At 69.8% G+C, this 15,393-nt stretch carries 4 protein-coding genes; all 4 read right to left on the bottom strand.

Features of this window, described 5'->3' with window-relative positions:
* Positions 1-3: 3 nt before the first annotated feature.
* Complete coding sequence (locus tag DMB80_RS11710; protein WP_111510003.1) at positions 4-12,393, bottom strand: type I polyketide synthase; 12,390 nt, start codon at positions 12,391-12,393, stop codon at positions 4-6.
* A 196-nt stretch (positions 12,394-12,589) separates the two neighbouring features.
* Complete coding sequence (locus DMB80_RS11705; protein WP_111510057.1) at positions 12,590-13,681, bottom strand: GGDEF domain-containing protein; 1,092 nt, start codon at positions 13,679-13,681, stop codon at positions 12,590-12,592.
* Between the two features lie 18 nt (positions 13,682-13,699).
* Entirely contained in the window at positions 13,700-13,978 is a 279-nt protein-coding gene (locus DMB80_RS11700) for a hypothetical protein (protein WP_111510002.1), read from the bottom strand.
* Positions 13,979-15,382: a dihydrolipoyl dehydrogenase gene (lpdA, locus tag DMB80_RS11695; RefSeq protein WP_111510001.1), complete on the bottom strand. Its 1,404-nt coding sequence runs from the start codon at positions 15,380-15,382 to the stop codon at positions 13,979-13,981. It abuts the gene before it with no gap.
* Positions 15,383-15,393 lie beyond the last annotated feature (11 nt).

The raw sequence follows: 15,393 nt of genomic DNA, 5'->3' as shown, positions 1-15,393 counted from the left end.
GTGCTATTCATCATCGTCGTCGAAGGCATCGTCGTCGAAGGCGTTGAGCAGATCATCGAGATCCATGTCGGCGATGGCCTCTTCACGCGTGGCACCCGTCGAGGAACCGTCTTCGTTCGCCATTCCCAGCAGCAGGTCCAGAAGGCCTGCCTGCCGTAGCCGTTTCACCGGGATCGACGCCACCGCCTCGCGGATCTCCTGGTCGTCGAGCTCGACGGCGGGAGCGGAATCCTCGACCTCCTCGACCAATTGGCTGTGGAAGAAGCCGGCGATGGCGGCCGGGGTCGGATAGTCGAAGATCAGGGTCGGCGACAACGTCAGGCCCGTCGCGGCCTTCAGTCGGTTGCGCAGTTCCACCGCGGTCAGAGAATCGAACCCGTGGTCGTGGAACGCCAGGTCGGGCGCGATCGACTCCGGGGTCGGCAGGCCGAGCACCGTGGCCATGTGGGAGCGCACCAGATCCAACAGCACACCCTGCTGCTCCTCGACGGGGAGGCCCGACAGGCGCTGCGCCAGAGCAGATCTGGACTGTGCAGCGGCGAGTGCATCCCCGACCTGACGGCGTGCCGGCCCCGCGATGAGTGTGGTGAACATCGGCGGCAGCGTGCCGGCGGCAGCCTTGGTGCGCAGTGCGGCGCGGTCGATGAGGGCCGGCACCAGATACGGTTCGTTCACCACCAGCGCGGTGTCGAGCAGTGCCAGGGCGTCGGCCACCGTCATCGCCAGGATGCCGTCGCGGCCTAGGCGTGCGATGTCGGCATTCTCGAGGTGACCGGTCAAACCGCTGGTCTGATCCCACAACCCCCAGCCCAGCGAGATCGCCGGCAGCCCCGAGGCGCGGCGGCGCGCAGCCAGCGCGTCGAGGGTGGCGTTGGCCGCCGAGTAGTTGGCCTGACCGGAGGCACCCACCAGACCCGCCATCGACGAGAACATCACGAACGCCGACAGGTCGTATCCCTTGGTCAGCTCGTGCAGATGCAGTGCCGCATCGGATTTCGCCCGCAGCACGGTGTCGATGCGCTCCGGAGTCAGGGATGTGACCACCGCATCGTCGAGCACCGCCGCAGTGTGGAAGACCGCGGACAGCGGCCTGCGGTGGTCGATGTCGGCCAGCACCTTCGCCAGGGCATCGCGGTCGGACACGTCTGCGGCCACCACCCGCACCCGCGCGCCCGCCGCTTCCAGGTCTGCCACCAGGTCGTCGGCGCCGGGTGCGGCCACACCGCGGCGCGACACCAGCAGCAGGTCGCGTGCCCCGTGCCGATCCACGACGTGACGGGCGACCGCGGCCCCCGCCATGCCCGTGCCACCGGTGATCAGCACGGTGCCGGTCGCCCATGCGTCGGGCATCGTCATGACGACCTTGCCGATGTGGCGCGCCTGGCCCAGATGGCGCAGGGCCGCCGGAGCGCGGCGGATGTCGAAGGGTGTCACGGGCAGCGGGCTGCACACCCCCTCGTCGACGAGGACCTGCAGGCCGTCGAGGATGCGCTGCACGCCGGGCGCGCCGGCCTCGAAGAGGTCGAAGGCGCGGTAGGTCACCCCCGGATGGGCCGCAGCCACCGCATCGGCATCCCGGATGTCGGTCTTCCCCATCTCCAAGAACACCCCGCCACGCGGCAACAACCGCAACGACGCATCCACGAAATCCCCGGCCAACGAATCCAACACCACATCGACACCACGACCACCCGTGGCCGCCAAGAACCGCCCCTCGAATTCCAACGACCGCGAATCACCGATGTGATCATCGTCGAAACCCAGCGCCCGCAACGTCTCCCACTTCCCCCGAGACGCCGTCGCGAACACCTCCAACCCCCAGTACCGCGCCAACTGCACCGCAGCCAAACCCACCCCACCGGTCGCGGCATGAATCAACACCGACTGCCCCGGCCGCACCTGCGCCAGCTCCCGCAGCCCGAAGAACGCGGTCGCGAAGCCCACCGGGAAGCCGGCGGCCTGCGGGTAGCCCCAGCCCTCCGGCATCGGGAGTAGCAGCCGCTCATCGGTGACCGCAAGCGTCGCGGTGCCCTCGGGGAACAGGCCCATCACCCGGTCGCCGACGGCCACTCCTGCGACGCCAGTGCCGATCTCGGTGACGACGCCCGATGCCTCGATACCGATCGCACCGTCTCCCGGGTAGACCCCGAGCGTCATCATGACGTCGCGGAAGTTCGCCGCGATCGCCCGGACGGCCACCCGAACCTGGCCGGCCTCAAGGGGTTGCGCAGCGGACGATTCGAGCACCAGGTTCTCGAAGGTGCCGGCCTCGGAGACGCCCAGCCGCCACGGTCCGTCAGTGGGCGGGGTCAGCACGGCTGCTCGCGTCGGCAGCACCCTGGCCCGATGCAGCACACCGTCGCGGAGCACCACCTGCGGTTCACCCGTGGCCACAATCGCTGCGGCGTCCAGTGTTTCACCGTCACTGTCACTGTCACTGTCGACGAGCACGATGCGTCCCGGATGTTCGGTCTGTGCGGCGCGCACCAGACCCCACACCGCCGCGCCGGACAGGTCGGCGACATTCTCCCCCGGCAGCGCGATCGCACCGCGGGTGTGCACCATCAGGACGGCCGTCGAAGCGTCGGTCAAGAAGCTCTTGAGACGCTCGAGCGCGCGGTGGGTGGCGATCGGGGAGAACGCGAGATCTGTTGCCGTCGCTGTTGCGTCGTAGAGGATCACATCCGTTTCCGGCGCGGACTGTCCCGCGTCGGGCACGGGCGACCAGACGACCTCGAACAGTTCAGCGCCGCGACTGCCGCCGACCGCGGCGGCCAATTGCTCGGCGGTGACGGGCCGCGCCACCATCGACTGCACCGACAGCACCGGCAGACCGAGGCCGTCCGCGAGGTCGATCGACACGGCGTTGGGGCCGCTCGGCGCGATCCGCACTCGCAGTGCGGAGGCACCCGAGGCGAACAGTCTCACCTTCTGCCAGGAGAAGGGCAGTGCCAACTCATCACGATCGGCGGCCACCAGCACCGCGTGGAGCGCACTGTCCAGCAGCACGGGGTGTACGCCGAACCCGGTGGCGGACAGCTCGTTCGGCAGTGCGACCTCGGCGAAGATCTCCTCGCCCCGGCGCCACATCGCCCGCAGCCCGTGGAACGCCGGTCCGTACTGGTATCCGCGTTCGGCGAGATCCGGATATGTCTGCGCGACGTCGACACTCGTGGCCGCCGGTGGCGGCCAGGCCGACAGCTCGACGGCCGGTTCGACGGTCCCCGAGCTCAGGATGCCCTCGGCATGCAGCATCCAGTCGGCACCCTCGACGCCGTCATGGGAGTACAGCGACACCTCACAAACGCCGTCGGTGTCGCTGCCGACCACCACCCGCACCGCCGCGCCCGCGGCCGGCAGCATCAACGGCGCGTGCAGCGTCAGCTCGTCGACGACGGTGCACCCGACCTCGTCACCGGCGCGGATGGCGAGTTCGACGAAGCCGGCGCCGGGGAACAGCACCGTGCCCCCGACAGCGTGGTCGGCCAGCCACGGGTGGGTGGACACCGCCAGCCGGCCGGTCAACACCACGCCACCGCTGTCGGGTAGCTCGACCACTGCGCCCAGCAGGGCGTGGTCGGCTCGGGTCTGGCCCAGACCCACAGCGTCGGAGGCACTTCCGCTGCCGGACAGCCAGAACCGGCGACGCTGGAACGCATACGTCGGTAGCTCGGTCAACTGTCCTCCGTCGCAGACGGCACGCCAGTCGACGGCGGTGCCGGAGACGAACACCTCGGCCAATGCGTGCATCAGCGACCTCGCTTCGGCGCGGTCCTTGCGCATCACCGAGGCCGTGACGGGCTCGCTGTCGGCGAGGGTCGCGACGATCGACGCGGTGAGCCCGCTGGCAGGCCCCACCTCCAGGAAGTGGACGACCCCGGACTCGGCGAGGGAACGCACGCTGTCGGCGAATCGGACGGGTTGGCGGACGTGCCGCAGCCAGTACGCGCTCGTGCCGAAGTCGTCCTCGGCCAGCATTCCGGTGAGATTGGAGATGATGTCGATGTTCGGTGCCGACACCGGTATTCCCTGTGCAACGGTGGCGAATTCGGGCAGCATCGGCTCCATCAGCGCCGAGTGGAAGGCATGTGAGACGGCCAGTCGGTGCACCCGCCTGCCATCGGCACGCAGGCGTTCGGCCAGCGCAGTCACCGAATCCTCGGGTCCGGACAGCACCACCGAGTCCGGACCGTTCACCGCGGCGATGTCCACCCCATCGGGCAGCACAGCCCCGATCTCAGCCTCGCTGGCGGCGACGGCGACCATCGCGCCACCCGCGGGCAGCCGTTGCATGAGCCGCCCTCGGGCGACGACGAGGACCGCCGCGTTCTCCAGGGAGAGCACGCCGGCGACGTGCGCCGCCGAGATCTCTCCGACCGAATGTCCCAGCACCGCATCGGGAGTCATGCCCCAGCTCGCCAGGAGCCGATACAGTGCGACCTCGACGGCGAAGAGCGCGGGTTGCGCATATTCGGTGCTGTGCAGCAGCTCGTCGTTGGTACCCCACATGACCTCACGCAGCGGCCGCAGCAGATGCCGATCGAGCTCCACGATCACGGCGTCCAGCGCCGCGGCGAACACCGGATAGGCCGCGTGCAGCTCGCGCCCCATGCCCAGTACCTGGGCACCTTGCCCCGGAAAGACGAACGCCGTCTTGGCCCCTGGCCGCGCCGAGCCGCATGTGCCCAGGTCGGAGAGGGCGCTGAGCAGCTCGTCGCGGTCGGCACCCACGACGACGGCACGCTGGCCGAACGCGGTGCGCCCGCCGAGGGTCCAGCTCACGTCGAGCGGATCGGCGTCGGGATGCGCGCGCAGGAAGTCGGCCAGCCGGGTGGCCTGGCAGGTCAGCGCCTCAGAGGTTTTCCCGGAGAGCACCCAGGGCACGACAGGCGGCCGGGACGGCTCGGACTGGGGTGCTCGGTCTGTGCTCGCGTCGGGTGCCGATTCGACGATGACGTGGGCGTTGGTGCCGCTGATACCGAACGACGACACCCCGGCACGGCGAACGTGATCGGCGGGCCAGGGCCGCGGCTCGGTGAGGAGTGCGACCGCACCCGTCGACCAGTCGACGTGAGGGCTCGGAGCATCGACGTGCAGCGTGGGCGGCATCGTCTCGTTCCGCATCGCCATGATCATCTTGATGACCCCGGCCACGCCGGCCGCGGCCTGCGTGTGGCCCATGTTCGACTTGATCGAGCCCAGCCAGACCGGCGAGTCGACAGGGCGGCCCTGCCCGTAGGTGGCCAGCAGGGCCTGCGCCTCGATGGGATCGCCCAGCGTCGTGCCGGTGCCGTGGCCCTCGATGACGTCGACGTCCGCCGCTCCCAGGCCCGCGTTGGCGAGCGCGGCGCGCACCACGCGTTGCTGCGAGGGACCGTTGGGTGCGGTCAGCCCGTTCGACGCACCGTCCTGATTGACCGCCGAACCGGCGACCACCGCGAGCACCGGATGTCCGAGGCGCTGCGCGTCCGAGAGCCGTTCGACGACGAGAACGCCACCGCCGTCGGCGAATCCGGTGCCGTCGGCTGCACCGGCGAAGGCTTTGCAGCGGCCGTCGGGCGACAGTCCGCGCTGCCTGCTGAACTCGACGAAGATGTCCGGCGTGGCGTTGATCGTGACGCCGCCGGCCAGCGCGAGCTCGCACTCGCCGAGCCGGAGCGCCTGCACCGCCATGTGCAACGCGGTCAGCGACGAGGAGCAGGCGGTGTCGACCGAGACGGCCGGACCCTCGAGGCCGAGCACGTAGGCGACACGTCCGGAGGCGACGCTGGCCGCCTGGCCGGTCAGGCGGAACCCCTCGGTGTCCGCAGCGGCCGCGCCGGCGACCACGCCGTAGCCCTGGGCGATGATGCCGGTGAACACTCCGGTGGCGCTGCCGCGCAGAGCCGCCGGATCGAAGCCGCCGCGTTCCAATGCCTCCCAGGACAATTCGAGGAACAGCCGCTGCTGCGGGTCCATTGCCAGCGCCTCGCTGGGAGAGACACCGAAGAAGCCGGCGTCGAAATCCGCTGCCTCGGCCAGGAAGCCACCCGTGCGCGAATACGTCTTGCCGGGTGCGTCGGGGTCCGCGTCGAACAGCTCGGCGATGTCCCACCCGCGGTCGGCGGGGAAGTCCGAGAGCACGTCGCGCCCGTCGGCGACCATCCGCCACAGGTCTTCCGGTGAGGCCACCCCGCCGGGGTAGCGGCAGGCCATCCCGACGACGGCGATGGGCTCGTCGATCACGGATCTCACCGTGGGCGCCTCGACAGATACCGTCGGCGCGGCCCCGGCCAGCTCGGTCCGGATGTAGCCGGCCAGCGCGTCCGGGGTGGGGTAGTCGAAGATGAGCGTGGGTGAGAGCGCCAATCCCGTTGCGGCCTTGAGCCGGTTGCGCAACTCGACGGCGGTCAGCGAGTCGAAGCCGTGCTCGGCGAAGGCCAGTGCGCCGTCGATCCTTTCCGGCTCGGTGGTGCCGAGCACCGTGGCCATGTGGTTGCGGAGCACGTCGAGCACTAGCGCCTGCTGCTCCGCCTCGGACTTACCGGTCAGCCGTTTCGCCAGGGCCGACTGCGAGGTGGCGGCCGCCACCGAGTCGTCGACGCGGCGGCGGGAGCGGACGCTGGCCAGTTCGGCGAACATGGGCGGGAGCAGCCCCTGCGCGGACCGTGCCCGCAGCGCGGCGCGGTCCAGCCGCGCCGGGGCCAGAAGTGCCTCCTCGGCGGTGAGCGCCGCGTCGAACAGCGCCATCGCGTCCGCGGCGCTCAGGGCGAGCACGCCGTCGCGACCGAGCCGCTCCAGTGCGGCGGTCTCGAGGTGCCCGGTCATGTCGCTGGCCTGGTCCCAGAGCCCCCAGGCAAGGGAGATCGCCGGCAGGCCAGAGGCGCGCCGGTGCGCGGCCAGCGCGTCGCAGAACGTGTTGCCCGCTGCGTAGTTGCCCTGCCCGGGAGACCCCACCACACCGGCCAGCGACGAGAACAGCACGAACGCAGCGACATCAGAGCCGAGCGTCAGCTCGTGCAGATTCCAAGCGGCGTCGACCTTGGCACGCAGCACGGTGTCGACGCGCTCGGGGGTCAGGGAGCCGATCACCGCGTCGTCGAGCACGCCGCCGGCGTGGATCACCGCGGTCAGTGGTCCGTCCACACCCGCCAGCAGACCTGCGAGCTGCTCGCGGTCGGCGACGTCGGCGGCCACGACGCGCACGTGCGCACCCACCGCCTCCAGGTCTGCCACCAGCCCGTCGGCGCCCGGCGCCGCCGGGCCGCGCCGAGACACCAGCAGAAGATCGCGAACCCCGTGGTGCGCCACCACATGCCGTGCCACCGTCGCACCGGCCATCCCGGTACCGCCCGTGATCAGCACGGTGCCCGCCGCCCACGCGTCGGGCATCGTCATGACGACCTTGCCGATCTGGCGAGCCTGGCTGAGGTAGCGCAGGGCCGCCGGCGCCCGGCGGATGTCGAACGTGGTCACCGGAAGTGGTTGCAGCACACCGGCGTCGAACAGCGCGGAGAGCTCGACGAGGTATTCGGCCATGCGGGGGCGGCCGGGCTCGAAGAGGTCGAAGGCGCGGTAGGTCACCCCCGGATGGGCCGCAGCCACCGCATCGGCATCCCGGATGTCGGTCTTCCCCATCTCCAAGAACACCCCGCCACGCGGCAACAACCGCAACGACGCATCCACGAAATCCCCGGCCAACGAATCCAACACCACATCCACACCACGACCACCCGTGGCCGCCAAGAACCGCCCCTCGAACTCCAACGACCGCGAATCACCGATGTGATCATCATCGAAACCCAACGCCCGCAACGTCTCCCACTTCCCCCGAGACGCCGTCGCAAACACCTCCAACCCCCAATACCGAGCCAACTGCACCGCAGCCAACCCCACCCCACCGGTCGCGGCATGAATCAACACCGACTGCCCCGGCCGCACCTGCGCCAACTCCCGCAACCCATAGAAGGCGGTGGTGAAGACGACCAGTACCGCCGCGCCCTGGGCGTCGGTCCAGCCCGCGGGTAGCGGCGCGACGAGCCTCTCGTCGGCGTGCACGAGGGTGCCGGTGCCGTCCGGGAAGAGTCCCATCACGCGGTCGCCGACGGCGAAGCGGGTGACGCCGGGGCCCACCTCGGTGACGACGCCGGCCGCTTCGCTGCCGAGCAGCGCGTCGTGGGTGAACATCCCGAGCGTGATCATGACATCGCGGAAGTTGGCGGCCACAGCGCGGACCTGTACGCGAATGTAGCCGGGCGCCAGGGGTTCTCCAGCCAGCGGCACCGGTTCGAGGCGAAGGTTGTCGAAGGTGCCCGCCTCCGCGATGCCCAACCGCCACGGACCGTCGGTGGGCGGGGTCAGCAGTCCGCGGTTCACCGCGCTGGGAACCACCCGTGCCCGATGCAGCACACCGCCGCGGAGCACGACCTGCGACTCGCCGAGCGCCAGCAGCGCTGCCGTGTCGATATCGTCGGTGTCGGTGTCCAGCAGCACGATCCGGCCGGGATTCTCTGTCTGCGCCGAACGGACCAAACCCCAGGCAGCCGCCCCCGCCATGTCCGTGACGTCCTCGCCCGGAAGAGGCACTGCGCCGCGGGTGACGACGATCAGCGGGTTAGGTGACGGGTCGGCCAGGTGCGACTGCAGCCGATCCAGCACGTTGTGCACCGTCGTATGCGCCTGCCCGATGGTGTCGGATACCGTTGCTGCAGAACGGATGTCGAGAATGTCAGCTGATCCGGCGGCCGCACCTTCCGGGGCCGTCACCGGCGCCCACTCCAGCGTGAACAGTTCCCCGCCGCTGTCGGCACCCCGAGCCGCCTGCAACTGCTCGGCGGTGACGGGGCGCACGCTCATCGACGCCACCGACAGCACCGGCAGACCCAGCGTGTCCGCCAGTTCGATCGACACCGCACGTGGGCCCGCCGGGGCGATCCGGACCCGGGCCGCCGAGGCTCCCGCGGCGTGCAGCGCGACACCGCGCCACGCGAACGGCAGTGCGAGGTCGCTGTCATCGGCGGCCGCGAGCAGTGCGTGGAGCGCGCTGTCGAGCAGCGCCGGGTGCACACCGAAGTCTTCGGTCTTCAGCTCCTGGGGCGCAACGACTTCGGCGAACACCTCGTCACCGCGGCGCCAGACCGCCGTCAGACCCCGGAACGCCGGGCCGTACTCGAAGCCACGGGACGCCATGTCCTCGTAGGCTTCTGAGATCTCGATCGGGCGGGCCCCGGCGGGTGGCCACTGCGTCAGATCTGCCGAGGGCTCGACGGCCTGCGGGCTGAGCACACCGTCGGCGTGCGGGGTCCACACGGTGGCGTCGTCGGAGCAGGGCTTGGAGAAGACGGACACGGCGCGTCCCCCGCCCGCCGAGGGTGCGCTGTCGACCACGACCTGCAGACGCACCGGGACGCCCGGGGTCAGCACCAGGGGTGCATGCAGAGTCAGTTCGTCGACGGTGGTGCAGTCGACGTGATCACCTGCGCGGACCGCCAATTCGACGAAACCCGTGCCCGGGAACAGCACGGTGCCGGCGACGGCGTGGTCGGCGAGCCAGGGCTGGTCGGACAGCGCGAGGCGGCCCGTCAGCACCACGCCGCCGGAGTCTGGCAGGTCCACGACGGCGCGCAGCAGCGCATGGCCGGTGTCGCCGAGTCCCAGCGCATCTGACGACGGGGCGCTCTCGTCGGTCAGCCAGAAGCGGCGCCGGTCGAAGGCGTAGGTCGGCAGGTCGACCAGCCGGCCACCGGCACACATCGTGCGCCAGTCGACCGCCGCGCCGCAGACGTAGGCGTAGGCGGCCGACGTCCGGAACCGGTCGATCCCGCCGTCGTCGCGGCCGAGGGACGGAATCACCGCCGGCACGGACGTGCTCGACGTGTCAGCGGCGGCCACCGTGCTCTCGACCGCTGCGATCAGGGCCGGATGCGGACTGGACTCGACGAAGAAGCGGTAGCCCGCGGCGTGTGCGCTGCGCACGGCCTGCTCGAACTCGACGGTCTGCCGGATGTTGCGGAACCAGTAGTCGGCGTCCAGAGATGTTGTGTCGAACAGGCTTCCGGTGACGGTGGAGAAGAAGGCGGTACGGGTGCGTTGCGGCGCGATGTCGGCGAGTGCGTCGAGCAGTTCGGCGCGGATCACCTCCACCTGCGCCGAGTGCGAGGCGTAGTCGACATCGATCCACCGGGTACGCAGACCCGTCGATTCGGCCTGCTGGACGAATTCGGACAGGGCGCCGCGATCACCTGAGATGACCACTGCGGCAGGACCGTTCACCACCGCGACACCGAGCTGATCACCGTAGTGCGCCAGCAACTCTCGCACGGTCTCGGCGCTCGCGGCCACCGAGACCATGCCGGCAGGTCCGGTCAGCGCCACCAGCATCCGGCTGCGCAGCGCCACGATGCGTGCCGCGTCGCGCAGGGGCAGCGCGCCGGCCACGTGCGCGGCGGCGATCTCACCCTGTGAGTGTCCGATCACGGCATCCGGATGGACACCCACCGAGCGCCACACCGCGGCCAGCGACACCATCACCGCGAACAGCACGGGCTGGACCACGTCCACCCGGTCGTATCCGGGCGCACCCGGGGCGCCGCGCAGGACGTCGGTGAGCGACCAGTCCACGAACTCCGACAGCGCGGCCTCGCACGCGGCGATCGACTCCGCGAAAACCGCTGAGGCGTCGAGCATTTCGATGCCCATGCCGATCCACTGCGAACCCTGCCCCGGGAACACGAAGGCGGTCTTGCCCGCCGCGGCGAGCTCGCCGCGGACGGTCGCCGCGCCCTGCTCGCCGGACGCCAACGCGACCAGTTCGGTGAGCAGGCTGTCGCGATCGGCACCGAGCGCCACGGCGCGATGAGCGAATGTGGCACGGCCGGCCAGCGTCCACGCGATGTCGACCGGATGGAGGTCGGGATGGCTTTCCAGGTAGTCCACCAGGCGAGCCGCCTGCGCCGACACCGTCGCGGCCGTGCGTCCCGACAGCACCCACGGGAGGGGACCGGACGCAGGCACGGGCTCCGCGGCAGCCGCGGAAGACTCCGGTGCCTCCTCGATGATGACGTGCGAGTTGGTGCCACTGATGCCGAACGAGGACACCCCGGCACGGCGGGGTCGCCCCATGTCGGGCCACTCGTGGCTGTCGGTCAGGAGTGCGACCTCACCGGCCGTCCAGTCGACGTGCGGACTGGGCGCGTCGACGTGCAGCGAGGCGGGCAGCACGCCGTGCCGCATCGCCATCACCATCTTGATGACGCCGGCCACGCCGGCGGCGGCCTGGGTGTGCCCCATGTTCGACTTGACCGACCCGAGCCACAGCGGCCTGCCGGACTCGCGGCCCTGGCCGTAGGTGGCAAGCAACGCCTGAGCTTCGATCGGGTCTCCCAGCATGGTGCCGGTGCCGTGTCCCTCGACGGCGTCCACGTCGGCCGCTCCGACGCCCGCGTTGGCGAGCGCAGCCAGCACCACCCGCTGTTGGGACGGGCCGTTGGGCGCGGTCAAACCGTTGGACGCACCGTCCTGGTTGACGGCGATGCCTCGCACCACAGCGAGGACGGGATGCCCGAGCCGCTGTGCATCGGAGAGCCGCTCCAGCGTCAGCACGCCGCCTCCCTCGGCCCATCCGACACCGTCGGCCGCACCCGCGTAGGGCTTGCACCGGCCGTCGGGCGCCAGGCCCCGGTGCCGGCTGAACTCGACGAAGATCGTCGGCGACGCGTTGACGGTGACCCCGCCCGCCAGCGCGAGGTCGCACTCCCCGGACCGCAGTGACTGAACCGCCATGTGCAGCGCGACCAGTGACGACGAGCAGGCGGTGTCGACGGAGACGGCAGGCCCCTCCAGCCCCAGCACATAGGAGACGCGGCCCGAGGTGACGCTGGAGGTCATGCCGGTCAAGCGGTATCCCTCGATGCTGTCGGCGGCCATGCCGTAGCCCCCCGCGATGACCCCGGCGAACACACCGGTCGCGCTGCCCCGCAACGAGTTCGGGTCCAGGCCGGCGCGTTCCAGCGCCTCCCAGGACAGCTCGAGCAGCATGCGCTGCTGCGGATCCATCGCGAGTGCCTCGCTCGGGGCGATGCCGAAGAACGCGGCGTCGAAGTCGGCCGCGCCGTCGACGAAACCACCCGTGCGGGCGTACGCCTTGCCCGGCGCATCAGGGTCGGCATCGTAGAGACCGGGCAGGTCCCAGCCGCGATCGGTCGGGAAGTCGGAGATGACGTCCCGCCCGTCGGCCACCATCGCCCACAGGTCTTCCGGCGAATGGACGCCCCCGGGGTAGCGGCAGGACATGCCGACGATGGCGATGGGCTCCCCGGACCGCTGCATCAGCTCACGGTTCTTGGTCTTCAGCCGCTCGATCTGAAGCAGCGCTTTGCGCAGCGCTTCCGTGGCATGTTGGAGTTGATCGGCCATGGTGCTCGTCGCCTCACTGTTGGGGATAGGGCGCTGCAGGAGGACACGTTGATGAATCCACCCCCGGTGCCAACGACACCGCGCCAGCCTCCCCGCGGGGCCATCGGCAGTGTTGCCACGAAGGTACTGCCTGTCTTTCTGTTCTCGTGCAACGTACCGTCCGGCCGGTCGACGGACGGCGACACACCGCACGCGTTCACAAGTCCGTGAGAACTCCCGCCGAAGCGACCCGGTCACCGCCGCGGGCCTTCGCCTCGTACATCGCTGCGTCAGCGGCCGTGATCACGTCGTAGAGGTCGGTTCCGGACGGCGCCCGGGCTGCGACGCCGATGCTCGCCGTCACCGTGGGCTGCGCGGGCGCCGCCACGGCCGCGCGAACGCGCTCGGCCACTGCACTCGCCTGAGCCGCCGGTATCCGGTCCACCACGAGGAACTCCTCACCGCCCCACCGGACGACCACCGCGTCGCCGCGCACGCTCTCGCGGATCCTGCGGGCGGTGCGGATCAGCACCTCGTCCCCCACGGCGTGACCGAGCGTGTCGTTGACCGCCTTGAACCCGTCGACGTCGATCAGCAACGCACACAGGTCCGCGGTGGCCGGCGCCCTCTCGTTGAGCCTCTTCATCGACACCGACAACCCGCGCCGGTTCGTCAACTCGGTCAGCGGATCGGTCAGGGACTGCTGGGAACTGCCCTGCAGCAACCAGAACCCGAACTGCAGCGCAGGCAGGATGCACGCGGTCACGACCAGCGCGATGACGGCCCGCGACACCGCCACCTGCAGCCCGCCGACCGGCGTCGTCGCAGCCAGCCACACCGCCACCCCGCCGACGGCCAGCACACACCAGCCGATGTGCACGAGGTGCAGCCGCGGGCCGTGGAAGAACACCACATAGGCGCCGGCGCACAGCAGCAGCGGCATCCCCGACACCGCCAGGTTCGGATCGCCGAACAGCAGCGTAGACAGCGTGATCAGGATGTCGACGTAGATCAGCAGCGCCGTCGACTCGCGCATGGTCGGCCAGGGTCGCAGCGCCCAGCGCGCCGCCCACACCAGAGAACCGACCGACACCACCGCCCAGCCCACGCGCACCAGCGCGCTGTCGGCCATCGGCGGCGCCACCGCGTTGATCGCGCCGAGAACTCCGAGCACCGCGCCTATGCCGGCAATCAGGTATCGCAGGATGGGCAGCAGGCCCCGGGTGCGCAGGAAGTCGATGCGCCAGTCGTAGTCATCGCGCTGATGCCACCACTGGCGCAGCAAACCCCTGACGCCGCCATCCCCCACCGGCACATCATGGCACCGCTACAGGTACGTCACACCCAATACAGCCAGGGAGAACAGCACCGGCGACACCGGCAGCGCCCAGCAGAACACCGCCCACGCCTCGGCCTTCGGCGACTTCTTCTGCCACTGCCGCCACCCGAGGTAACCCGACGCGATCGCGACGAGGAACGACACCGCCGCGACGACGAGCACCCACACCGGGACATCAGTCGAGCCGATGGCTGCAGAGATTCCGGCCAGCCACAGCATGTGGCCGATCACCACACCGCCGATACCGGCGACCCAGATCGCCCTCAATTAGAAGTTGATCATGTGGCCGACCAGTCCGTGGAAGCACTCTTGCAGCGCCTCGGACAGGGTCGGGTGGGTGTGCACGTTGCGGGCCAGCTCGTTGGCGGTCAGGTCCCACTTCTGCGCCAGGGTCAGCTCCGGCAGCAGTTCGGAGACGTCGGGACCGATCAGGTGGCCACCGAGCAGTTCGCCGTACTTCTTGTCGGCGATCAGCTTGACGAAGCCGGTGGGATCGGCCAGCCCGTGCGCCTTGCCGTTGGCGGTGAACGGGAACTTCGCCACGACGATGTCGTGGCCCTCGTCCTTGGCCTGCTGCTCGGTCAACCCGAAGCTGGCGACCTGCGGCTGACAGAACGTGGCGCGCGGCATCATGCGGTAGTCACCGAGGGCCAGCGTCTCGGCCCCGGCGATGGTCTCGGCGGCGACGACGCCCATCGCCTCGGCGACATGGGCGAGCTGCAGCTTGCCGGTGACGTCGCCGATCGCGTAGATGTGCGGCTTGTTGGTGCGCATGTAGTCGTCGATGCCGATGCCGCCGCGGTCGGTCAGCTCGACGCCGGCCTTCTTCAGGTCGTAGCCGTCGACGTTGGGGACGAAGCCGATGGCCTGCATGACCTTGTCGGTCTTGATCTCGTCCTCTTTGCCGTCCTTGCTGATCTTGACGGTCACCGACGAGCCATCATCGTTGATCGACTCGACCTTGGTGCCGGTGAGGATCTTGACGCCCAGCTTCTTGTACTGCTTCTCGATCTCCTTGGAGACCTCGGCGTCCTCGTTGGGCAGGGCGCGCGGCAGGAACTCCACGATCGTGACGTCGACGCCGTAGTTCTTCATCACGTACGCGAACTCCATGCCGATCGCGCCGGCGCCGGCGATGACGATCGAGCCGGGCAGCTCGCGCTCCATGATCTGCTCTTCGTAGGTGATGACATTCTTGGAGAGCTTGGTGCCGGGCACCAGCTTGGTGTGCGCGCCGGTCGCGATGATCGCGTTGTCGAACGTGACCGTCACAGGGTCTTTTACGTCATCCCCGGTCGGTTCGACGACGATCGTGTGGTCGTCGGTGAACTTGCCGTACCCGTGGATCTCGGTGATCTTGTTCTTCTTCATCAGGAAGTGCACACCGGCGACGCGGCCGTCGGCGACCTTACGGCTGCGGTCGAACGCGGCGCCGTAGTCGAAGCTGACGTCACCGCTGATGCCGAACGTCTTGGCTTCCTTGGTGAACATGTGCGCCAGCTCGGCGTTGCGCAGCAGCGCCTTCGACGGGATGCACCCGACGTTCAGGCAGACGCCGCCCCAGTACTTGGGTTCGATGATGGCTGTGTTGAGTCCGAGCTGAGCAGCGCGGATAGCCGCGACGTACCCGCCGGGGCCGGCTCCGAGAACGACGACGTCATAGTGGGTCACGCCTTACCACC

It is taken from the genome of Mycobacterium kyogaense, from assembly GCF_003254575.1.
GTDB lineage: Bacteria > Actinomycetota > Actinomycetes > Mycobacteriales > Mycobacteriaceae > Mycobacterium > Mycobacterium kyogaense.
The sequence above is the reverse complement of the archived record's forward strand: the minus strand, read 5'-3'. Positions and strand labels throughout refer to the sequence as shown.

Bases quoted from the DNA above. Each gene is read 5' to 3' on its own strand.
- DMB80_RS11710 (WP_111510003.1), bottom strand. From the start codon at position 12,393: ATGGCCGATCAACTCCAACATGCCACGGAAGCGCTGCGCAAAGCGCTG.